General features: G+C 43.2%; 14 protein-coding genes and 1 riboswitch. Of the genes, 7 read left to right on the forward strand and 7 right to left on the reverse strand.

Annotation, left to right across the window (positions count from 1 at the left end; genetic code table 11):
* Positions 1–47: 47 nt before the first annotated feature.
* On the reverse strand, positions 48–8744 hold the full coding sequence (locus YK48G_RS11060; protein ID WP_203630777.1) for a DUF5776 domain-containing protein: 8697 nt from the start codon (positions 8742–8744) through the stop codon (positions 48–50).
* Positions 8745–9517: 773 nt separating this feature from the next.
* Between YK48G_RS11060 and YK48G_RS11065 the strand changes: the two genes are divergently transcribed.
* Together YK48G_RS11065 and YK48G_RS11070 are read left to right on the forward strand one after the other, a co-directional pair.
* A complete protein-coding gene (locus tag YK48G_RS11065) occupies positions 9518–10114 on the forward strand; it encodes a TetR/AcrR family transcriptional regulator (RefSeq protein ID WP_232365357.1) in 597 nt (198 codons plus the stop codon).
* Between the two features lie 185 nt (positions 10115–10299).
* Complete coding sequence (locus YK48G_RS11070) at positions 10300–10941, forward strand: TetR/AcrR family transcriptional regulator (RefSeq protein WP_203630778.1); 642 nt, start codon at positions 10300–10302, stop codon at positions 10939–10941.
* 119 nt (positions 10942–11060) lie between these two features.
* On the opposite strand, the gene YK48G_RS11075 is transcribed toward YK48G_RS11070, so the two are convergent.
* Positions 11061–12632, reverse strand: a complete 1572-nt coding sequence (locus tag YK48G_RS11075; RefSeq protein WP_203630779.1) for an NHL repeat-containing protein — start codon at positions 12630–12632, stop codon at positions 11061–11063.
* A gap of 690 nt (positions 12633–13322) precedes the next feature.
* On the opposite strand from YK48G_RS11075, the gene YK48G_RS11080 reads away from it, so the two are divergent.
* Positions 13323–13814: a hypothetical protein gene (locus YK48G_RS11080; RefSeq protein ID WP_203630780.1), complete on the forward strand. Its 492-nt coding sequence runs from the start codon at positions 13323–13325 to the stop codon at positions 13812–13814.
* A 103-nt stretch (positions 13815–13917) separates the two neighbouring features.
* Here the strand turns inward: YK48G_RS11080 and thiE are convergent, their stop codons facing one another.
* From thiE to YK48G_RS11100, 4 genes are all read right to left on the reverse strand, one after another.
* Positions 13918–14565: a thiamine phosphate synthase gene (thiE, locus tag YK48G_RS11085; protein WP_203630781.1), complete on the reverse strand. Its 648-nt coding sequence runs from the start codon at positions 14563–14565 to the stop codon at positions 13918–13920.
* Positions 14566–15387, reverse strand: a complete 822-nt coding sequence (gene thiD / locus YK48G_RS11090) for a bifunctional hydroxymethylpyrimidine kinase/phosphomethylpyrimidine kinase (RefSeq protein ID WP_203630782.1) — start codon at positions 15385–15387, stop codon at positions 14566–14568.
* Positions 15388–15448: 61 nt separating this feature from the next.
* Positions 15449–16237, reverse strand: coding sequence for a hydroxyethylthiazole kinase (gene thiM, locus YK48G_RS11095; protein WP_203630783.1), 789 nt, complete (start codon positions 16235–16237; stop codon positions 15449–15451).
* Positions 16238–16668: 431 nt separating this feature from the next.
* Positions 16669–16776: riboswitch (TPP riboswitch) on the reverse strand.
* A gap of 48 nt (positions 16777–16824) precedes the next feature.
* Positions 16825–17682 carry an oxidoreductase gene (locus YK48G_RS11100; RefSeq protein WP_203630784.1) on the reverse strand — a complete coding sequence of 286 codons (858 nt, stop codon included), beginning with the start codon at positions 17680–17682 and terminating at the stop codon, positions 16825–16827.
* A 161-nt stretch (positions 17683–17843) separates the two neighbouring features.
* On the opposite strand from YK48G_RS11100, the gene YK48G_RS11105 reads away from it, so the two are divergent.
* Together YK48G_RS11105 and YK48G_RS11110 are read left to right on the forward strand one after the other, a co-directional pair.
* Complete coding sequence (locus YK48G_RS11105) at positions 17844–18326, forward strand: GNAT family N-acetyltransferase (RefSeq protein WP_203630785.1); 483 nt, start codon at positions 17844–17846, stop codon at positions 18324–18326.
* A gap of 76 nt (positions 18327–18402) precedes the next feature.
* The gene (locus YK48G_RS11110) at positions 18403–19248 is read left to right on the forward strand and encodes an aldo/keto reductase (RefSeq protein ID WP_203630786.1); all 846 of its coding nucleotides are present in this window, start codon (positions 18403–18405) and stop codon (positions 19246–19248) included.
* Positions 19249–19316: 68 nt separating this feature from the next.
* Here YK48G_RS11110 and YK48G_RS13570 read toward each other — a convergent pair whose 3' ends face one another.
* The gene (locus tag YK48G_RS13570) at positions 19317–20969 is read right to left on the reverse strand and encodes a DUF5776 domain-containing protein (RefSeq protein WP_232365358.1); all 1653 of its coding nucleotides are present in this window, start codon (positions 20967–20969) and stop codon (positions 19317–19319) included.
* Between the two features lie 406 nt (positions 20970–21375).
* On the opposite strand from YK48G_RS13570, the gene rlmD reads away from it, so the two are divergent.
* Both rlmD and YK48G_RS11125 read left to right on the forward strand, forming a co-directional pair.
* A complete protein-coding gene (gene rlmD / locus YK48G_RS11120; RefSeq protein ID WP_203630787.1) occupies positions 21376–22761 on the forward strand; it encodes a 23S rRNA (uracil(1939)-C(5))-methyltransferase RlmD in 1386 nt (461 codons plus the stop codon).
* A 72-nt stretch (positions 22762–22833) separates the two neighbouring features.
* On the forward strand, positions 22834–23268 hold the full coding sequence (locus YK48G_RS11125; protein WP_203630788.1) for a hypothetical protein: 435 nt from the start codon (positions 22834–22836) through the stop codon (positions 23266–23268).
* Positions 23269–23452 lie beyond the last annotated feature (184 nt).

The raw sequence follows: 23452 nt of genomic DNA on the forward strand, positions 1-23452 counted from the left end.
GTTAGTCAATTCGACTAACTTGTTATGCAACTTATTAGAGAGGTGCTTTATCTAGTTGTCTTTACAACTGAAACGTACTTGCTGTTAGCGGTAATGTAGCCACCACTTACTTGGTAACGTTTAGTTCCAAAGCTCTTAGTTGAAGTTGCTCTTGAGTAAGCATATCCCTTAACCGAGATCGTCTTACCCTTCTTGATGGTCTTCTTAGCATGCGTCAGGTTAGCATCTGAGTAAACCTTGATGGCTTTCTTCGTCTTAACTTTCGTAGCTTGCGCAGCTTTACCACCGATAACAAGCTTCTTATTAGCCGTAATGTAGCGACCATTTGATAACTTGAAGCGAGTGGTTAAGTTGTGCTTCTCAATGCCAGTCACCTTCAAGACAGTTCCTTGCTTGTAGTGCTTTGCTTTGCCAGTCAAGCCAACCGTCTTGTAGGCGTTGACTCCCTTAGCAGCAATCACTGTGACGGTCTTAGCTGCAGGAACGCTGGCATAGTAGACGTTACTTACAAAGTTGGCATTCGCAGTAATGTAACCCGTCTTGTTCGTTTCAACATTACGTACCTTGTAACGAGCGACCCCATTTGAAGACTTAGCGGTACCCGTAACCACGAACATTGGTCGGTTGAGACGAGGCTTCTTAGCAAATGAAGCAACCCGTTCTGACTTCTTGAACGTTGGGTTCTGGTACATGTAGATCTTCTGGGTAGCGTAGACGGCTTTACCAATCTGGCTAGTTGATGGTTCTTGTGAAGTTGAAGTAGCACCTGACTGGCTAGTTGATGAAGGCGTGGTTGCGCTTGAACTGGTTGAACTTGAACTGGTATTTGAACTTGGCGTAACGATGCCATTTGAACCGCCACCGTTATTTGAGTTGCCACCATTATTATTGTTGTTACCACCGTTGTTGGCGTTCTTGGCGTCAAGGTCTTGAGCGTCTTTCAATGCGGCGTTAACGCCATCAACAGTCGTTGCTTTATCAACTGCGGCTTTAGCAGCAGTCTTTTCAGCATCACTCAAATGAGTCAAGTTGTCAATTGCAGTCTTAGCATCACTCTTAGCCTTAGCTAATGAAGTATCAGGGTTGAGTGCGTTGTTAGCTTTAACGGCATCAGCGAGAATATCACTAATTGCTTGAGCATCCTTTGCATCAGCAACTTTATCCTTAAAGTCATCCTTTTGATCCTGCGTCAAGTTGCTCAACTGATCGATCGCCTTATCGGCAGCCTCTCTAGCAGCCTTCAGAGTATCGTCATTAGAGTTCTTGTCAGCAGCATCAATTGCATCTTGGGCAATGGCAGCATTAACGGCATCAGATACCTCTGAGCCAGTCTTAGCAGCATCGACTTGATCCAGGTACTGACTCTTATGAGTATCGGTCAAGTTCTTCAATCCGTTGATGGTTTCCTTAGCTGTCTTCTTAGCAGCAGCTAATGCATCAGCGTTGTCCTTGTTAGCACCATTTAGATCATTTTGCTTTTGAGCGGCGGTCGTAGCTGCTTGAACGTCAGCAACTGACTTGGCAGCATCGATTTGCTTGTCAAAGCTGCTCTTCTCATCAGAACTCAAGTATGGCAATGCATCAACAAATGCTTTACCACTAGTTTGAGCATCCTTCAAAGCAGTATCGCCACCGGCATTATTAGCCTTGTTCATTGCATTTTGCAATTGAGCTTGGTTCAAGACTGAGATAACGCCTTCGATAGTCTTAGCAGCATCAACACTGTTATTGAAGTTATCAATTTCTGATGAACTCAAGTATGGTAATGCACTAATTGCGGTCTTAGCAGCCGTCTTGGCGTCCTTCAAAGTATCAGCAGAAGGATTCTTCTTAGCAGCTTCGATTGCATTTTGGGCTTTGGCAGCGGCAAAGACAGCGTTGGCTTCATCGATCGTCTTAGCAGCGTCAACTTGGTTCTTAAATGATGTCTTCTCAGCGTCAGTCAAGGCTGGCAAGCTGTCAATTGAACCCTTAATAGCGGTCTTAGCGGCAGCTAATGCAGCAGCGTCAGAAGTATCATTGTTGGCTTTGTTGATTGCGTCTTGAGCTTTAGCTTGGTCCAATGCGTTTTGAACACCGGCACCATCCTTAGCAGCGTCAACGGCATCAGTGAAGGCCTTCTTTTGCGCGTCTGTCAAGTTAGGTAACTTATTAATGGCATCCTTAGCGGCTGTCTTGGCAGCGTCAAGTTTATCTGTATTGTTGTTATCATTCTTAGCGGCATTAATAGCATCCTGGGCCTTGGCTTGAGCAACAACTGCATCGATTTCGTCAGTATTTGTAGCGGCATCAACAGCGCTGTTAAAGGCATCTCGTTGCGCACTAGTCAAACTATCCAAACCAGCAATTGTCTTCTTAGCAGCCGTCTTAGCATCAGATAATGCATTTTCGTTCTGGGTATTAAGATCCTTAGCATCTTTTAATGCGGCTTCAATACCAGCACCATCCGTTGCGGCGTCGATGGCTTTGTTGGCAGCGGCCTTTTGAGCGTTAGTCAATGCGTTCAAACCGGCAACGACGTCTTTAGCGGCAGCTTTTGCAGCGTCAAGGTTAGTCGTACTGTTATTGTTCTTAGCAGCTTCAATTGCGTCTTGGGCAATCGCATCATTCAAAGCTTTTTGAACACCAGCGGCTGTCGTGGAATCGTTAATGGCGTTCTTAGCAGCCGTCTTTTCAGCCGGTTTTAAGTTGGTCAAAGCATCAACGGCACTATTAGCAGCATCTTTGGCAGCTTGTAAGGAGTCCTTAGAAGAATTGTCGGCAGCAGCTTTATTAATTGCATCTTGTGCAATTGCTTTATTCAAGGCTGCTTGAACATCCTTGGCACTCGTTGCGGCATCAACAGCCTTCTCGAAGGCATCCTTTTGAGCTTGCGTTAAGTTGGCCAAATTATCAATCGCTGATTTGGCAGTATCCTTAGCTGTGTTCAAGGCATCTGTGTTAGAAGTACTATTGTTAGCAGCATTGATAGCATCCTGAGCCCGTGCTTGATCAATAATATTTTGAATCGTCGTTGCATCCTTAGCGGCTGTAATGGCAGCTTCAAAGGCTTTCTTTTGATCAGCAGTCAAGTTGCTCAAGTTGTCAATTTCGCTCTTAGCAAGGGTCTTCGCATTATCAAGTAACGTGCTGTCACTGGTATTGTTCTTAGCCTTGTTAATTGCGGCTTGCGTCTTGGCTTCGTCAAGAATCTTTTGAACATCGCTGGCCGTCTTAGCAGCGTCAATTGCCTTTTCGTAAGCATCCTTTTGATCCTGAGTTAAGTCAGTCATGGTGTCAATTGCAGTCTTAGCAGACGTCTTGGCATCACTTAACGTTGAACTATCGGAGGTATTACTATTAGCTTTATTGATTGCGTCTTGAGCCTTAGCTTGGTTCAAAATGTCAAGAATTTCTTGGGCAGTCTTTGCATTATCAATGGCGTTCTTGTAATCTGATTTTTGTTTATCAGTCAAGTTGCTCATGCCATCAATTGCGGTCTTACTGTCATTCTTGGCGTTGGTCATATTGGTAGTTGATGAATCTTTTTCAGCCTTATTAATGGAATCTTGAGCAGTAGCTTCCTTAACAATCTGATCAATTTCATCTTGGTTCTTGGCATTGTTGATTCGGTTGATGATTTCGTTCTTTTCATCAGTCGTCAAGTTAGTCAAGTTATTAACCGTGTTGGTAGCGGTCTTCTTGGAATTGGTAATGTCAGTCTCGTTCTTGTTATTTTGAGAAATGGCCTTATCAACGACATCTTGAAGGTCGCTTGAACTTGAAGCCTTATCAATCGCGTTCTTAATAGCGTCCTTTTGTGCTTGCGTTAAGCTGTTCAATTCATCGACCAGCTTCTTGGCCGCATCCTTAGCATCTTGCAAGGATGACTGGTCATTCTTAGACTTATTGATTAAGTTTTGAGTGTAAGCTTGATCCAATGTCTTTTGAATGTCAGCAGTTGATGTTGCTTTATCAATGGCATTCTTAAGATCCGTCTTTTGAGAGTCAGTCAAGTCGCTCATGCTGTCAATTGCTTTCTTGGCAGCATCCTTAGCAGCTTGTAATGAAGCTGCCTTCTCGGAATCACTCTTCGAAGAGTCATTGGCATCCTTACTTGCTTTGTTGATGGATTCTTGTGCATTGGCTTGATCAACAATGTTTTGAATGCTTGCCGCATCCGTAGCACTATTAATAGCTGAGATGTAAGCATCCTTTTGTGCTTGGGTTAAGTTATCTAAGCCGTTAACAACTTTAATGGCGTTAGTCTTAGCAGTATTCAAAGCAGTTGCATCGTTTTGAGCCTTATTAATCGCATCTTGGGCACTTGCTTGATCCAATGCTTTTTGAACGTCAGAAGCACTCTTGGCACTGTCAACGGCATTCTTATAAGCCGTCTTTTGAGCATCCGTCAAGTTGCTCATGTTATTAATAGCGGTCTTAGCTGACGTTTTGGCATCATCCAATGCGGAAGCATCGCTCTTGGCTTTGTTGATATCATTTTGCGCTTTAGCTTGACTCAAGACGTTTTGAACATCAGAAGCACTCTTGGCACTGTCAACGGCGTTCTTGTAAGCTGTCTTTTGAGCGTCAGTTAAGCTGTCCATGCTGTCAATTGAATTCTTAGCAGCCGTCTTAGCAGCGTCTAATTTAGCTTGTGATGAACTATCGCTGTTAGCCTTGTTAATGTCATTTTGGGCATTAGCTTGGTCTAAGACTTGTTGAACACCAGCAGCATCCTTGGCACTATCAACGGCATTCTTAAATGCGTTCTTTTGGGCGTCAGTTAAGTCACTCATTGAATCAATTGCATCTTTGGCAGCCGTCTTGGCGTCAGCTAATTTAGAAGAATCTGTCTTAGCAGCTTCAATGGCATTTTGAGCCGTTGCATTCTTAACAATTGCATTGATTTGGTCAGTGTTCGTAGCAGCGTCAATCTGGTTTTGATAATCCGTCTTTTGACTGTCACTTAAGCTGCCCATTTGAGCAACCTTACTCTTAGCTTCGGTTTTAGCTTGACTAAGGGCGTTCTTGTTGTTCTCGTTTTGGGTCTTAGCATCGTTAAGAATTGATTCAACGGTACTTGCATCGCTAGCAGCATCAATCTTGTCTTCAAAGCTCTTCTTTTGAGCGGCAGTTAAGCTATCCAACGTTTCAACAGCAGCCTTAGCAGCCTTCTTGGCATCAGCTAATTTCGAAGCATCGTTCTTAGCGTCGTTAATAGCACTCTCAGCTTGGGCATCTTTCAATGCGGCAGCAACTTCATCAGTTGTTTTGGCTGAGTTAACCTGATCTTTGTATGAACTCTTTTGAGCATCAGTCAAATTCAGGTTGTCAATAGCGTTATTAGCGGCTGTCTGAGCTGCTTTAAGAGCAGCATCTGTCTTGTCAGCAGCAGCCTTGTTCAACGCATTTTGAGCGGTTGCACTGTCTAATGCTTTTTGAACATCAGCAGCTGTCTTAGCGTAGTTAACGTCTGTCTTGAACTGGGTCTTTTGAGCGTCAGTCAAGTAACTCATGCCGTCAATTGCTTTATTAGCGGCATCTTTGGCAGCTTGTAACTTAGCAGCATCATTCTTGGCTGCTTCAACTGCGTCTTGGGCTTTAGCTTGATCCAATGCAGCTTGAACACCAGAAACCGTTGTAGCGGCATCGACTAAGTCTTCATAGTTAGACTTTTGAGCGTCAGACAAGTTCGTTAAGCTATCAATGGCTTGTTTAGCAGAAGCCTTTGCGGAATCAAGATTGCCGGCATTGATGGCATTTTGAGCCTTGGCACTGTTAACGGCGGCATCAATTTCATCTTGCGTGTTAGCAGCGTTGATGGCATCTTCAGCAGCTGATTTTTGAGCGGCAGTCAAATTCGTTAAGGCGTCAACCGTCTTAATGGCATCTTTCTTGGCTTGAGCTAAATCACTAACCTTGCTCTTGTCAAGGTTAACGGCATCATCCAAGGCTTTTTGAACTTCGGCAACGGTCTTAGCAGCCTCAACGTTAGCTTTAGCGTCAGCTTTTTCAGCTGCGTTCAAATGTTGTAAGCTGTCAATTGCGGCGTCAGCACTCTTCTTGGAGTTGGCCAAAGCAGTTGCGTCGCCATCTTGGTTAGCTTTGTTCAAATCATTTTGAGCTTGAGCTTGATCCAAAACGTTTTGGATACCGGCAGCAGTGGTTTGAGCATCAACATCGGCCTTGTAGGCAGTCTTTTGATCACTAGTCAAGTAAGGCATTGCATCAATGGAAGCCTTAGCAGCAGTCTTAGCGGCTGTTAAATTAGTGTCGTTACCATTATTGTTAGCTTTATTAATGGCATCTTGGGCCTTGGCTTTAGCAACGATTGAATCAATTTCATCGGTACTGGTTGCAGCATCAACTTGCGCTTTAAAGGCTGACTTTTGAGCGGCCGTCAGATTATCCAAGGCATCAATGGTGTTGTCAGCTTTCTTCTTAGCAGCGGCTAGCCCATCTTGAGCTTTGCCATCAGCGGTAATTGCATCTTGTAAGACATCTGAAACCCCGCTAACAGTCGTTGCAGCGTTAACCTTAGCTTTATAATCAGCTTTTTGAGCAGCGGTCAAATGAGGTAAGGCATCAATTGCGGCGTTAGCTAACGTCTGAGCGTTCTTCAATGCCTGAGCTGAACTATCATTCTTACCAGCGTTGATGGCATCTTGAGCCTGAGCTTCAGCTAATGCAGCTTTAACTTCGGGAACCGTAGTAGCGGCATCAATTGCAGCGTCAAACTTGGCTTTTTCAGTTGATGATAGGTTTGGTAAGCTATCCACGGCAGCTTTAGCAGCAGTCTTGGCAGCATTCAAGCTAGCGGTACTGTTGTCGTTAGCAGCTTTGTTCAAAGCATCTTGGGCTTTGGCGTTGTTAACAACTTGGTCAATTTGTGCTTGAGTCGTTGCGTCATCAACTTCGCCGTTGAATAATGCGGTTTGATCAGTAGTTAAGTTCTTTAAGTTGTTAATTGTCGCTTTAGCGTCGCTTCGTGCACTATCTAAGGCTGCCTTATTAGCATCGTTTTTAGTCTGTGCGTTCTTCAATGCGGTTGAAACTTCCTCAACGTTCATTGAAGCCTCAACAGAAGTTTTGAATGCTGCTTTGTCAGAAGCGGTTAGATACGGCATTGCGTCAATTGCGGCCTTAGCAGCAGTTTTAGCATTTGCCAACGCTGTTTGATCATTTGTATCTTGATTTGCTTTATTAATGGCATCTTGAGCAGCAGCGTTATTAAGCGCTGAAACGACTTGCGCAGCGGTTGTTGATGCATTAACTTGACCCTTAAATGTGGTCTTTTGAGCATCAGTTAAATATTGCATGCTGTCAATAGCTTTATTGGCAGCGTCCTTAGCAGCTTGAAGATCAGCGGCATTACCACCGTTAGCTTTGTTGGCTGCATCTTGGGCAACAGCTTCATTGACGATCGCCGTAATTTCACCTTGAGTCGTGGCATTATCCACTTTAGTGTTAAATGCTGACTTCTCGGCATCAGACAGGTTCTTCAAAGCGTTAATTGTATCCTTAGCGTTTTGCTTAGCCGTCTTCAAAGTGGTGTTATTAGCATCATCTTGAGCCTTAGCAGTTGAAATAATCGTATCAAGAGTTGCCGTCGTTGTCGCAGCGTCAATGTTCTTGTTGTAATTATCGCGCTCTTCTTGAGTTAGATATTGTAACTTATTAATTTGGTCATGTGCATATTCTTGGCATTTCTGGAATGAGAAGAAGTCATAAGTCGTTACATGAGAAGCAAAGCTGTTATAAGCCTTTGGCGTCTGAGTTCCAGCAAATGAAAGGTACATCCCAGTCTGCTTTTCAGAACTCTTAATCTCTCGTGTCCAAGTGCTGGTTGATGTTGATCCAGTTCTTGGATAAGTGTACTGTTTGTTAACCCCGTTGAAGAAGTTCCCTTGGTAGGTATTATCCGGAACACTAATCGTTAACTGACTCGTACCTGCATTGTAGCTAATGGTAAAGGCATGTTCTTTACCATCCATCAATGCTGGGTTCATCGTGACAACTTGAGCCATCGGATCCATTGAACCCGAATCAGCATCGCTACCCGTCCGGGCGTTAGAGTTAACGTTACCGTCCGAATTAGTTGTCCGCCATGAAGCGACGTTCAAGTTCTTCCAGTCATTGGCAAGAACGATACCCAAGTCATTCTTGAAGTCACCATCTTGTTCATTGTAGTGTTCATCAAATACCAAGCCAAATGCATTGTGCAGCCCTGCCATACCAAGCAGGCCACCTACACCGGAACCTGGCTTCAATGTATTCGGATTTTCCTGACTAAACAGGAAGTTAAACGCATCCCCACCAGCTCGATTATCATTCCAGCTAGTACCGAACTTAGCAAATCCTTGAACCTCAAAATCATGATTAAAGTCAAGTCGGTAGTTACTGGTCATGTAACCAACGTCATTATTATCACCGGAAGTTAACACAGAAGTTCCATTAGGTGTAATTGTATTAGTGCCGGTCATATTATTGGCACTAAAATTGTCTTTTACATTACCCGGATTAACACTTTGAGGATCATTTTGAACTGTTCCAACTTGATCCCAATCAATTGCTGTATCAGCCAGGGCTGTAATTGCCCCCCCTTTGAATCCACCGAAGTTGGCTTGTGATGGGCCAACTGCAGACATGGTACCTAAAGCAGCAGAAAACAGAATTGTGGCAACAATTCGCTTAGTCGGGAATTTAGATGCCTTCACCTTGTTTAATGCCCCTTTCGGATTTTTTTGTGAATCATTATTCATAAACTAATACCCCCCTAAAGATTTTTATGACTTTTTGTACGTCTCAAAATTAACATTGAATCATTTGGGGTAAAACCATCAAAGGGTCGCAAAGTGTTGGGACGTCCCTATTGAAAGCCTTGACAGATCACTCATCACGTCAGTATTAGTTAATGATGATTGAAAACTGATTGGTTATCGCGTTATTTTTTATCCGGAATTTTGAATTCTTTTTTACATTTCTTCAAGCCCTTCTGCGACATTAGTTTTGCCTTCACTTTCCCAACAGAACGGCTATCTTTGTTTGTTGAAACTGAATTTGATTCGACTATTCTATTAGTAGTGCCTGGCAATGTTCAGGTATTGTATTACCCATCTGTATTGTTAAACAGTGCCCCTGGCATTGGTCGGCTGGTGAACAACGGAAAAGGCCCCCTCCTTTCTCGTCGTTCACCAGCTTTTTTATTATTAAGTTGTACCGTTTAATTTCACTTTGAAAAACAAAAGGTTATGCAGCATAAATATTACCAACAGATCCGCTATATCTGTTGGTTTTCAAGCGCTAATAGTATGCTAAAGTTGAAGTAATGGGAACAATAATGAATCCGGTTACTATCAACCACAATGGTGAGTTGTCCATCAAGTTTTGAACGACCTTCTGAATTAGCAATAAACAGAATATGAGATAAAACACGATATGGTCTGGGCAAAAAGTGAATTTTTGCCCAGACCATTTTTTATAAACGGTATACACCAAAATCTAACTGCTTCCATAGAATTGTGAGGTGAATTTTTTGAAATACGATTTAGCCAAAAAGCCAACTTTGGGTTCAAGAAGAACGCTCAAATCCTTTTCAACAACCATGTTTCAGCTAATAACCAAAAAATCATTTGAAAAGATCACGGTTAACGAAATTTGTCGATTGTCCGAGTACCCCCGGGCAACGTTTTATAACTACTTTGACGACAAGTATGACCTTTTAAATTACTGTTGGTATCTCATTTTTACCCAAGCTGGCGTTCGAGCTGATACAGTGGTTGCTTCCCAAGATACTTTCGAGGAATGCTTTGATCGCCTTTACGACGTCTTTGATCAATACCGCTCAATTATTAAGTTAATCGTTCGGAAAAATCCAATAAATGATGAGCTTGCTTTGAGTTTCACTGACTACTTTAGAAGAACGGTTAAACGCATCTTCACCAATTCATTTGATGAATCTAAGATGACGATTCCTCTCGACTTGATTGTGATTCAGACAGTTGAACTTATCTTAAACGTATTGGAATGGGACTTCCTTGAAGATCACGAAATAACCCGCAAGCAAACTTATTATTATCTGCATGTCTTACTTTTAGGCAATCCCTTTCAAGACAGCCCCTGTAAAAAATAATGACCATTCACCCCCACAATCCACTTATTTAGACAATTTTAAGATTTTGTCTATTCCTTAACAAATTCAAAAAATCGTCAGTTGATTTAGTGCCTACAACAAATAGAATAAAGTTTGTTGGAGTATATATAGTAATGGTAATAAGGGGTAATACTCTTTGCACAACTATCAGGGGGACTTTATATATGGGTACAAATGCGCACTCAAAGACGGCACGGGCAACCGAGAAAAAAGTTGAACGAGCATTTTTGCAATTGATGTCGGATAACAGTTTTAATCAAATTACGGTTTCTGGGATTACAAGGATTGCCAAGATTAATCGGAGTACCTATTACGCTCACTATAAGGATAAATACGATATGGTCGATCAATTTGCCGATAAGCTGATCAATCACATTGTTGAACTGCTCAAAAGAGGATTAACCTCTTTAAATACAGAGGGGGCAATCGAAGATGCGGAAACAACTTCCGGTTACAAACAGATCCTTACATACATCTCCGATAACAGAAACCTGATCAGCACGATTTATGACATTTTGGGTTACACAAGAATCAAAGATAAAGTGTTGGATCGTTTGGACACAAATGAGAGAGTCGCTTTGAATAACAAAAACGACTTCGTCCAAATGACAACGGTCGTCCCATCAGATTATGCCTTCGATATTCTCGTCTCGACAGTGCTTAACGTTGTTAATACTTGGGCAACTTACAATCAAGCTCAATTTCAACGTCAAGTAACCGACATTATTCAAAAAACCCAATTGTTTCAAGTTAAGCTTCAAGCAAATGAGAATCGCTTAGATAATAACGTTAAAAGCCAACTTTAAGCTGGCTTTTTGTCATTTCATGAGTTGATTTATCTATAGACACAGCAAAAAGGGCTTCTGGTTCAATCCGCTATGGATTAAACCAGAAACCCTTTTTAATTGATTCAAAAAATCAGTTGTTAGTTCAACGGATCCGTTGACTGCATTAACTCAGGTGGCCACAAGGCTAATAAGTAGCCATAGCCATCTTGGTCAAACGCCAAGCTTTCGAATTCTCGACCTGAATTAAATGCTTGATAGTGGATATCACCGTCAGAGAAGTCCCCACTGCGAACACCGCTGGTTGGTACTGACGTTAAGATATCATCTGAAACAAAGTAGAGCCGATTATTTTGTGGGTTAACCGCAACCCCTTGGTTAGTTGAGCCACCCCGATTGCCGACGTAAGATGGGGAAGCTTGGAAGCTGACACCATTTTCATCTAAGCGGCCATAGAAGAACATGTAGCCACCATTAAATTTACGACCCCAATAAGCGTTCCCTTTACTATCAAAGGCTAACGTATGAAGTTGCAGATTAGCAGAATCGCCATGGTACATCTTAAAGTTATATTCTCGAATTGGCTTTAACGTGTCAGGATCCATTTCAAGAACCGTATTGTTATCGTCGCGAGAAGCTAGGTCAGTCAGCGTGTTATCTTCTGCCAGATAGATATGACCGTTATCCGGATTAAATGACAACGTTTGGCCATGACCAATATCAACCTCTGGACTCAATTGAGCGGTTTGGGCGATTTCAACGTATTTGAACATCTCTGGATTTTGAGCCTTTACTGAATCAATTTGACTTTGATAAGTGTTCAATTGATTTTGAATGCCCGAAATCTTGGTGTTGTATTTAGCAACCTTGGACTTGTGCATCTGGTATGACTTCATCCAACTAGCCATCTTAGAAGTTGCTTGCTTGACAACCTTCTTGGCATTGTTTCTAGTTGCATACGAGTATCGATAAGACTTCGAAATTTTGGTGTACTTCGCTTTCTTAGTCTTCCAATGCTGATACCATTTCTTAGCATTCTTTTGATAGTTAACTTGGTTATTTTGCCACGATTTATTTTGGTTTAACGTCTTAGTTAAGGTTTTAACCTGATCAAAGGCCCCTTGCAATTGGCTGTTAATTTGATCATATTCTTGGTTATGCTGCAATCCTTGATCTGAATATGGATTAAAGTAATCAAATGCTTTCCATAACAGCAAAATATCAGAGTCAACGCCAAGATCCTGCAATTTAGCGAGATTGAACTTCACAATCGCACCTTGATTGGTATTGGTTCCATTTGATTCAATAAAATAAATATTCCCCTCGTCGTCTAGCGTCACACTCTGAAAATTACCATGTTGGTAATCAGAAACGTTAAACCCATCTGGTAAGAACCATTTGGTATTAAACGTGGTGCTTTGTGAACTGCCAGCAATCGTTGAATAGCTGTTACCGTAATTATAGCCGGTTGGATCCAGGTTGTACTTGGTGTATTTTTTACTCATGTTTCCTTGCGGCGATGAATTATCGACTTTGTTTAAAGCACTTTCGTCATAGTCCTTTAAAACGTTCCCGGAGTTAACCTGGGTAATTGACCCAGCACTGCCAGGGTTATCGATCACATCCGCTTGGACGCTTGAGCCAGCACCAAAGACGCCTGCCGATGCAAATAAAAAGGCTACGGCAACTGCCAGCTTAAAATGTCCCTTCATAATATCCCACCTTACACAATATATGATTTACTACTCACGTTCCATATTAACGGTTTGAGACGCCATCGCAAGCCTAACGGTCGAATTTTATCTAAACCTAACATATGTAACGAGTCAGTAATTTCAGTGTAACATGCTCGCCTTTCTTAGGATAATCAGACGCCCATCAACTTAATTAACGATCGAATTGGTTAATTTGTAATCAATACCTTTTTGATACCAAAAATTTACAGGTTATTTACAGTGGTTTGCTACACTTTGGGTGTTGAAGGTAGGACAGCTGGGCAAAGCAGAAAGCTCCGTGTAAGCACCTCAGCCACAAATTCCAAGCCCGGGAATTTCTGGCTGAGGAGCCTTACACTCCGACGGCCGTGAAACGCCTAGCCTACTTGGCGCTTTCTAACCGCTTTGCTCCGCTCACTGTTTTAGGACAGCTGCACAAAGCAGAAACTTCCGCATAAAACATCTTAGCCAAAAATCCAAGCCCGGGATTTCCGGCCAAGATGCCTTATGCTCCAGTTTCTAACCGCTTTGCTCCGCTCACTTGTTTTAGGACAGCTGCACAAAGCAGAAACTTCCGCATAAAACATCTTAGCCAAAAATCCAAGCCCGGGATTTCCGGCCAAGTCAGCTTAGGCTCCGCTTTCTAAACGCCTGGCTCCGCTCACTTTTCTTAAGGAAGTCTTCTTTATGAAAAAAACACCGATGACTATTTTACTAACGTTACTTTTTTGCACAGTCGTTATTTTGTCAGGGGTTCACTCGCAGTCGCAAGACGACGCGTCGGCAGCCAATCCAAGCTTTGTTTCGAAATCTTTTCGTGGTAACTGGTACGGCAACCAAACCGAATTTACCTTTTACAAAAACGGTGTTCGAACCGCTTCACCAACCACTAATTACGTGCGGTCCGGCAATTACTTCGTATTTGGGCCAACAGATATGGACGGCTGGCACGCATTTGGGACGCCAAATACCCAAGACGTCACGGTTGCTCGCGTCACTCAGAAAAACGTTGCTGGCTTTACGCAACCCGTTTTGGAAACTTATAGGGTAAAGCACCCTGACTTTTCTCCCCATCAAGTTTACTATTATACCCGCAACAGTACAGATGTTATGAAGGCGATGAGCGGAACAATTAGCCGAGTTCCTAAAGCCAATGTTGAGGGATTTAACATAGAATGATGCCAGTCGATGAGATACTTCTTACTTGTAAATACAGGTAGGAGTGTCTTTTTTAGACAATAAAAAATCCCCGACCGTTTGAAGCGTCAAGGATTTATTAACGTTAAACCGTTTCATTCATCACGTTAACCGTCCGAAAAATATCATCGCTTTGAGCAATCATCGAAATAACGGCTGCCCCCGCTGCACCGGTCGCTGGCAATTCCTTAATATTTTCTTCAGTAATCCCACCAATTGCCACCACTGGCCGCTGACTGAGTTGCACCAATTTGGCAAGACCATCGACTCCGATCACTGGGTCGGCATCAGCTTTAGAACCCGTCGGAAAAACGGGGCCACTGCCCAAATAGCTAATCCCGGCAATTTGATTTGCCTGATCAACCTGAGCTTTCGTATCACAAGATAAGCCGACAAACATCGTTTCGCCGACCTGTTCAATTACTTTGTTTACCCGTTCGTCCTTTTGACCAACATGAATCCCATCAGCACTGATTTGCATTGCTAATTCGACATCGTCATCAACGATAAACGGGACGTGATAATCGGCACACAGGCTTCGCAACGTTTTGCCTAGCGCCAGTTTGGATTCACCAGTCAATGAAGTCGGCCCCTTTTCTCGGTACTGAAAAGCTGAAATTCCAGCTTCCAAGGCTTGTTTGACAACCTCTTCTAGTGGTCGATTATCTTTAATATCTTGAGTGCCAGCAATGAAGTAGCTTTTGAGCATTGCCGGTTCAAATTTCATTTTCATCTAATCACCGTTCCCTTCACCAGCAATTTTAGCCCAATGATTCAACGGCCCGTGACCGTGGCCAACTTCAATTCCGTTGGCAATCGTTGTTTGCACATACTTCTTGGCCGTTCGAATAGCCGTTTCAACGTCATGGCCTTTAGCGATTTCTGCCGTTATACAAGCCGATAATGTATCGCCGGTCCCGTGAGTCCGGACGGTATCAATTCGCGGCGCACTAACCCAAAAGGAGCGGCCACTTTCCAATAAAACAAAATCAGTAGAGTCCTTTGAGTCCGTTTGATGCCCGCCCTTAATAATCACGTTTTTAACCCCTAACGCTTGTAACTGCTTGGCGGCCGCAACCATCTGGTTCTGCGAGTCAATCTTCATTCCCGTCAATTCGGCGGCTTCTGGCAAATTTGGCGTTAAAATATCTGCCAGTGGTAGCAATTGCTCACGAACCGTCGTAATTGCATCTTCTGAAAGTAATCGTGCGCCACCCTTGGCAATCATGACTGGGTCGACTGTTAGCGGCCCCAGATCGTATTTCTTCAAATTAGCAACAACCGCTTCGACAGTCGCAACGTCCGCCAGCATCCCCGTTTTGCAAGCCCGAATCTTGAGATCACCAGCAACGGACGCAAATTGCTCATCGATCATTTTTTGCGGCATCGCCATAAAATCTTGAACACCAATGGTATTTTGAGCTGTCACGGCAACGACGACAGCTGCAGAAAACACGTGCCGCTCTTGCATCGTTTTAATATCAGCCATTACACCCGCACCACCGCCACTATCCGTTCCGGCAATTGTCAGGGCTTGAACAGTTTGGTTAATCAATTTCATTTTCCTTTCTTTACACGTTTCAAAGGCTTTTACTCATGACTAGAGTGGTTAGCCTTTATTCATACTGTGCATACTTTTCGACAGTTTTCACATCAATCAAATGCAGCTGATCAATTAATTGTGGGCCAAACGATCCAGCAAGGGGTTGCTTCATCGATTTAGCAACGATTTCACCCGCAACGTCAAAGACAACCGTTGCAGTTTGAGCAGCTTCAAATGCATCTTTTTCAATCCCACAGAAGCAGCCGATTGTACTGGAAAGCATGTCACCGGAACCAACGTGGAGCTTAAACAAGTCCGTTTCGTTAAATACCCGGACAACCGCTTCGCCATCCGTAATAATGTCAGTTTTACCGCTCTCAACGACAACGCAATGGCGCTTCTTAGCCAGTTTCTTGGCAATCTCTTCAAGATCACCTGAACCTTCGCCAGCATCAATGCCCTTTGACTGCCACTCGACACCAGCCAAAGCTGCAATTTCACCAGCATTGCCACGAATAACCGCTACATCCGTTTGGTCCAGCAGTTCGTTGCACCGTTCAGTTCGGTATGCCACTGCCCCGACGGCAACCGGATCAATCACGATCGGCTTGCCATACTGGTTAGCAAACGTGCTGACGGTGGCAATTTGTTCCAGCTGACCTTCTGTAAACGCGCCTAAGTTGATCGTCACTGAATTGCACATTTTAACCATTGCTTCGGCTTCGTTTTGTTCTTCAGACATGATTGGCGACGCCCCTAGTGCGTTGATGCCGTTAGCAACGTCTTGAACAGTCACAAAGTTAGAAATGTTAAACGCAATTGGGTTCTTTTCCCGTAGCGTTTCTAGTAAACTAATTTTCACAGTAATCTCTCCTTTTATAATGACACAAAAAAACGAGGGGCCAAGACAATCAGATTGCCGTAAGCTCCTCGTTGGGTAGAATAGTAGACACTCGTTGTGCATGTCTGCTGTGATGTTTTAGGTTATTTCTTTTTTGGTAGTTTTGATGCTTAATTCAGAAAAAAGCTCTGGTTATAATGGGCAATTGGCTTTTTCTGGTTTAAAAGCTTGCTTCGTTACTACCTAGCAGAAACGTGCTCTGTTAGGTAGTAACTTCCGCATAAGCGCCTCGATTGTGGTTCTCCAATCCAGGGGGTTGTTTCGCCACTACCTTGCAGAAACGTGCTCAACCAAGCAGAAACCTCCGTATAAGCACCTCTGACAAAAATCCCAAGACCGGGGATTTCTGTCAGAGGAGACTTATACTACGGTTTCTAACCACTTGGTTTCGCACTCTGCACCTTACACCTTTCCTACGCAAGTCCTAGCTTACAGGTTCCAAGGGTCCAACTCGTTTAGACTTGTCTCAGCTGCTTTTGGCAGCACCCCTAGTGTTTTAAGTTTAGAATACGTTATTTGTTGTTTATAGTCAATGACCTTTCGACAGTTTAGCGATTATGGGCCGTTTGTTTATTGATGATTTTTTGTGCGTACTTAAACATTGCCAAAGTAAAAGCATCCATGCAGCGATCGGGTAAAATCTGCTTGAGGCAAATTAATGGTTTCGCACCAGTACCAGCAACATATCTTGTCTTTGGCCGCCTGGAAAGAGCTGCTCGATCAACCATCCGGGCCACCACCCGCGGCGTTGACGCAAACTTATAAGCCAAGGCAAAGAAGTCGCTACTCTCTCTTGCTAGCGCCGCATACGGGCCTTCGCCCGAGGTTGCCATCAACTTATCAATGGCAATCCCCTTCCAGTTTGACGTAATTGCACCGGGTTCGATAACCGCGACATCAATGCCAAATGGTTTTAACTCCAACCGCAGCGAATCACTCATGCCTTCAATCGCATACTTGGAGCCAACGTACCAAGCTCCCATTAGCGTGCTAACTCGGCCAGCCATCGAGGACATGTTAATAATTCGCCCACTTTTTTGCGCCCGCATAGTCGGCAAAACAGCTTGAATCATCTTAACCATGCCAAAAACGTTAACTTTAAATTCATATTCACCTTCAGAGAGCGCCACTTCTTCGACCGAGCCAAACGTCCCCAAGCCCGCATTGTTCACCAACACGTCAATCCGGCCAGCTTCTTGAACAATTTGGCCGACTACCCGATCAATCTCCTCTTGATCAGCAACATCTAAATGCAATGTGTGAATCCCTAAATCATCCAAGTCGTTCATTCGATAGACCCGCCTGGCAAGTGCATAGACGTCCATCCCATTTCGAAGCAAATTCTTGGCAATTTGTTTACCAATTCCAGATGACGCACCAGTGACGATCGCTACTTTTTTAGTCATGATAGTTAGCCCCTTCTAATATAAAATGAATAGATCTATTCCAAACGTTTCACTTGTAAATTACTCCAATTATATCACGGAAAAGCGCTCACATGCCCTATGCACCAAAAGCAAATCGTGTTATTATCGAAACTAAAAAATTAACAAAGAAGGCATGTTGTATGGTAACTATCAGACCAATCAAGCCTCAAGATGACGCAAGCCTCGCCGAAATTGTCAAACAGTCTTTAAAATCTTTTGGCCTGGACATTCCCGGTACGGCCTATTTTGATCCTGAACTTAATAACTTAAGCAGCTACTACGCTAAAACACCCAAGCGACAATACTTTGTCGCTGTGGCCGATAACGGCAATATTCTCGGTGGCAATGGGATCGCCGAATACGATTCTGCCAACGGTGTGGCTGAACTGCAAAAGTTATACCTAGTTAATGAAGCCCAAGGCCATCACCTGAGCTACAAGTTACTCGATGCGGCCGTCGCGTTTGCCAAACAAGCTGGCTATCAACAGCTTTATTTAGAGACTCACCACGCTTTAACTACCGCCATTCATCTTTACCAGCGATATGGCTTCACTACTCTTGACCATCCCCTCAACAACGGCGAGCATTCATCAATGGACCGTTTCTTTATCATGAATTTATAGGTGCGATTAGTTGTCTGAATGCTTGGAATTCATTAAACTATAAATAGTTCTACCTAAACTAGGAGGGATCAATTTTATGTCATTAACAGATACTTACACGCTGTACAACGGTGTCAAAATTCCCCAAGTGGGCTTTGGAACTTGGCAATCAACCGGCGACGAAGCTTATCATTCAGTTTTGGCCGCGCTGAATGCGGGTTATCGGCATATCGATACGGCGGCAGGCTATGGCAACGAAAAACAAGTTGGCCAGGCCATCAAAGATAGTGGTGTCCCCCGTGAAGACTTATTCATCACCACTAAGTTATGGAATAACGACCACGGTTATGAAGCAACCAAAGAAGCCTTTGGCAAATCACTAGAAAATCTCGGCTTGGATTACGTGAACCTCTACTTAATCCACTGGCCCAACCCAATCAAATTTAGGGATAATTGGCAAGCAACCAACGCCGAAACTTGGCGGGCAATGGAAGAATTTTATGATCATGGCACCGCTAAGGCAATTGGCGTTTCTAACTTCCGACCAAAACACTTGGACGCCTTGTTAGAAACCGCCAAGGTCAAGCCGATGGTTAACCAGATGTTTATCAACCCATCGGATATGCAGCCGGCGGTGGTTGAATATAATGATGATCATGATATTTTGACTGAAGCTTACAGCCCATTGGGAACTGGTGGCGTCTTTAAGATCCCAGAACTAGAACCGATTGCCAGAAAGTACGGCAAGACACCTGCTCAAGTCGTCTTACGCTGGTCACTTCAGCACGGCTTTCTACCATTGCCAAAGTCCGTCCACGAAAAGTATATTAAAGAAAATGCTGACATTTTTGATTTTAACTTATCAAATGCCGATATGCAGACAATTAATGGCTTCCATGGAAAGTTTGGTTTGGCACAAGATCCAGATACGGCAACTTGGTAAAATTAGCAACCGTGTAAAATAAAAACTCCGAGGATTTTGATTCCCGGAGTTTTTATTTTGCCGACTGATTAGTAATTTCCTTGAATTACTAACTTCTTATTGGCAGTTACGTATGTTCCATTGCTTAGCTGGTAACGCGTTGTTAAATTGTGTTTAACAATCTTCTTAACTCGCAAATGAGTGCCCTGCTTATAATTCTTAACTTTCTTAGTTAAGTTAGCATTCTTATAGGTGTTGACACCTTGCTTGTTGATCACGGTGATCTTCTTGTTCTTCGGCATCGTCTTATAGTAGACGTTCACAACATACTTGCGACTGGCGGTAATGTAGCCCACTTTATTAGCAGTCTTTTTGCCGTGGTTGACGTCACGAACTTTGTACCTCAACGTGCCATTGTTGGAACGAGCATAGCCGATGACCACAAACATTGGGCGGTTAACTCGCTTGGCCTTTGGATATTTGGCAATCCGTTGTGACTTCTTGAAGGTGGCGTTCTTGTACATGTAGATGGCTTTGGTGGCGTAGACTGCGGTGCCCTTCTTGGCAGCATAACTCGGAGTGGCCGGATTTTGAGTGGTTGTGATTGAACTCGCTGGTTCGCTATTGCTATTCAGAGTTGGCGTTGTTGTGCTATCACTATTGGTAGTGGGTGTAATGCTGCCATTCCCAATTGAAATGGCAGTGCCACCGGTATTGTTTGGTGCAGGTGTCGGAGTAGGATCATACCAGAAAATGACCGCACTCTTAAAAATGTATGATTTACTCCCATCGTCCTTCCTACCCGCAATGCTTAAATCAGAAACCGTTTTATTATTTGTTGAATTATCAGCTTCCACATAATCATACTGTGGTGTACCTCCCCCTCCTAGCCAAGGATGGTAGAAGGTTGCGGTTTGACTTGAATTGAATTCATATCCCGATAAGCTTGGCGCGGTCACATCAGGTAAATTAATTGGAGTCGTAGCATCTGGTCTAAAATTATTGAAATATTGTTCGGGTGTAAAATCTTTATAATCTCCCACAGTCGTTGGAGCTTGAATGTCTTGGCCAGTTTTAATATCTTTGTAGAATATTTTTACAGGCCTTGTCGCCGGACCAAATTCTGGCGAGATGGTCTTCTTAATAGAATCCGTTTGATCATCTGACTTAAGACTATTAAAGTCTATCCGAACTGTATAGTTTTTCTGATCATTAGCAATCGATTGTTTAAGAAAGTCCAAACCAATTCCATCTTTAGAATCGGCAATCATGATAAACTTGCCGTGCGATTTATCATCATATGTCCATGGATCCCAAAATGTTATATTAGTATTCGACTTCGAAAATGTATTCCCATCCTCTGATGATACAGTTCCCCACGTATTTTCGTTGAACACTGGACTTCCAGGAGCAAGCGTCAATCCAATACACAAAGGCAAGTCCTTTGGATTATCCACACTAAAACTATATTTAACCGTGTAACCATAGGTACCGTTAGCCGTATCGTCCAAGCTTGCATTTCTCTCAACCGTCACTGGCTCAGTAACCTTAACGTGGCTGCCAACAATTGATGGCCAATTCTTCCAAATTGAACTTTGTGTTGTAATATTCGTTGGCGATATCTGATCGCTCGCCGCCGAAACATCCTGGGCAAAAACCGGCGTTTGTTTTTGTGCAGCAGCAAAGCCAAATAATCCCAATGAAGCCACTGCAAGCAAACAACTCTTTACTATTTTATGCATAGATTTCCCCTCCAAAAACTATTTTGAAGCAGCTAACAACCAACCTATGTCCCCTGATGATATGTAACCGCTTCATTAACTTAATTGTAATATCTAACTAGTTTGTAATCAACTCGGAACTAAAGGATAATTCAATTATTAAGCCGGCTCTTCTCTTGATCAGATTTTGTGTCCCCACTCTAAGTAATGTTAGTTATTTAGAGCGGGCTAAATCCCAATTCCATTTGTTGTAAAACCAAAGTCCGCGCATTAGTACCCTTACTGAAAATATCAAGTCAAGAATCTTCCAAGCAGCTGAAATTAGATAGCTAATACCAGCTCGGCTCCATCACCCTAAACTTCCCTCTCCGAATTCTCACCCTTCTGTGCTATCATATTGAGTAACTACAAATATAAGGACGGTTCAATGACTAACAACAAATCAGAAGTTCACGTAACCCCAGGTGAACAATTTACAATTCAAATCAAACGACTCGGCATCAACGGTGAAGGCATCGGTCATTACGAGCGGAAACTGGTTTTCGTTCCGGGTGCGTTGCCTAACGAAAAAGTGCTTGTTGAAGTTGTCGAAGACCTGAAGAACTTTATTCGGGCAGCTTTAGTCAACGTTGCGGTTAAAAGCAAGGATCGGGTTGAGCCAGTTGATGATTACGCCAATAAAGTTGGTGGCTTTGAGCTTGAAAATCTCGCTTACCCGGCTCAACTAGCTTTTAAACGCGATATTATTCGCGATTCTCTTGAAAAGTACCAGCCAACTGGCTATCGAAAATTCAAGTTATTGCCAACCATCGGGATGGATGACCCTACCGGCTACCGAAACAAAGCCACCTTTCAAATTCGCGAAGATCGAAACGGCAACGTAATCGCCGGCCTATACAAAACTCGCAGTCATGACGTCGTTGATTTAAAAACATCCGCACTCCAATATCCTTTGACGATGAAAGTCATGCGTGCAATTGTAACAATGATTCAAGACTTGAAGATCCCCGTTTATAACGAAGAAAAAAATGCCGGGATCATCAAAACGGTTGTTGTCAGGGCAGCAGTGGCTACCAATGAGGTCCAAGTCACGTTTATCACCCAAAGTAAGAAATTGCTTAAAAAGCATCAACTGGTTGAACGCATCCATGCCGAACTACCAGAAGTCGTTTCCATTATGCAAAACGTCAATCCCGGCAAAACATCAATGATCTGGGGCGACGATACGATCCACATCGATGGTAAAAAGACCATTACCGAAATCCTCAACGGCCTCAAATTTGAGTTATCAGCGCGAGCTTTCTTGCAAGTTAACCCAACGATGACCTCGGTTCTTTATAAAGAGGCCTTCAAAGCCCTAGAACTCAAAGGTAACGAGAAACTCGTCGATGCCTATTCCGGTGTCGGCACAATTGGCCTTTCAGTTGCTAATCAAGTCCGTGAGGTTCGTGGAATGGACACCATTAAAGAAGCAGTTGACGATGCCAATGCTAATTCTGTTAGAAACGGCATTATGAATACTTTATACGAAGTTGGTGAAGCAGAAGAATTGCTTCCCGAGTGGATTGACGCCGGCTGGAAACCTAACGCCTTGATTGTTGACCCACCCCGGACTGGATTAGCCGATTCCCTAATTGAAACGATTTTAACCATCATGCCCAAAAAATTCGTTTATATTTCATGTAACCCTTCGACTTTGGCTCGAGATCTTGTAAAATTAACTCAGAAGTACCAAGTTGAATATATTCAATCTGTTGATTTGATACCACAAACTGCTCGTTGTGAATGTGTTGTCAAATTTAGGCGAAAATAACTTGAGACCGATTGTGTCAAGCAGCGATCTACGCACAAACACACTGAACGTCAAATCGAGAGGAGGTTCACGATGCAAAATCCATTTGGAAGTGGCAACAATGACAATAACGATCCTAATCAAAACAATTTATTGCCAATTCCACCAAATTTCGCGACGGTGGTCAACAAAAAAAATGGGCAAATTCGAATTGCCAAGGTAGGGCTTTCCTGGACGGCCTTTTTGTTCAGTATTATGGTGCCGGTCTTTCGTTCCGATTGGTATAACTTTCTTTGCATGACAGCAGTCCAATTGATTGTCGCCATGGGCTTATCCATGCAAATGGGCGAACCCTTGCAAGTCACTTGGACAATCGGTTCGTATATTTTAGGGATTGCGTGGTTATTCTTATACAATATGATGTACTTCAAACATCTATTTAATTTGGGCTTTGTCCCCGCAGATCAACGGTCCAAAGAGTTATTAGCAAACTTCCATTATTGGAAGGAGCCTGAAGACAAAAACTAAGTTATCCTCAACGCGTCTTTTTATCACCGGATTGGTGGGTTAAGATCGCTTACAGAATTTATCAGTTACCATGGATAAATGAATATACGGCTTCACCTAACTGTTCACGGCTACTAGCATGGGCAGTTTTTTCTATCCATTCGAAAATTTCGCCTGTGACTTCAGGTTAAAAAAGTTCGGCTAA

It is taken from the genome of Lentilactobacillus fungorum (assembly GCF_016860605.1).
Taxonomy (GTDB): Bacteria; Bacillota; Bacilli; order Lactobacillales; family Lactobacillaceae; genus Lentilactobacillus; species Lentilactobacillus fungorum.

Bases quoted from the DNA above. Each gene is read 5' to 3' on its own strand.
- YK48G_RS11060 (WP_203630777.1), bottom strand. From the start codon at position 8,744: ATGAATAATGATTCACAAAAAAATCCGAAAGGGGCATTAAACAAGGTG.
- YK48G_RS11070 (WP_203630778.1), top strand. From the start codon at position 10,300: ATGGGTACAAATGCGCACTCAAAGACGGCACGGGCAACCGAGAAAAAA.
- YK48G_RS11075 (WP_203630779.1), bottom strand. From the start codon at position 12,632: ATGAAGGGACATTTTAAGCTGGCAGTTGCCGTAGCCTTTTTATTTGCA.
- YK48G_RS11080 (WP_203630780.1), top strand. From the start codon at position 13,323: ATGAAAAAAACACCGATGACTATTTTACTAACGTTACTTTTTTGCACA.
- thiE (WP_203630781.1), bottom strand. From the start codon at position 14,565: ATGAAAATGAAATTTGAACCGGCAATGCTCAAAAGCTACTTCATTGCT.
- YK48G_RS11100 (WP_203630784.1), bottom strand. From the start codon at position 17,682: ATGACTAAAAAAGTAGCGATCGTCACTGGTGCGTCATCTGGAATTGGT.
- YK48G_RS11105 (WP_203630785.1), top strand. From the start codon at position 17,844: ATGGTAACTATCAGACCAATCAAGCCTCAAGATGACGCAAGCCTCGCC.
- YK48G_RS11110 (WP_203630786.1), top strand. From the start codon at position 18,403: ATGTCATTAACAGATACTTACACGCTGTACAACGGTGTCAAAATTCCC.
- YK48G_RS13570 (WP_232365358.1), bottom strand. From the start codon at position 20,969: ATGCATAAAATAGTAAAGAGTTGTTTGCTTGCAGTGGCTTCATTGGGA.
- rlmD (WP_203630787.1), top strand. From the start codon at position 21,376: ATGACTAACAACAAATCAGAAGTTCACGTAACCCCAGGTGAACAATTT.
- YK48G_RS11125 (WP_203630788.1), top strand. From the start codon at position 22,834: ATGCAAAATCCATTTGGAAGTGGCAACAATGACAATAACGATCCTAAT.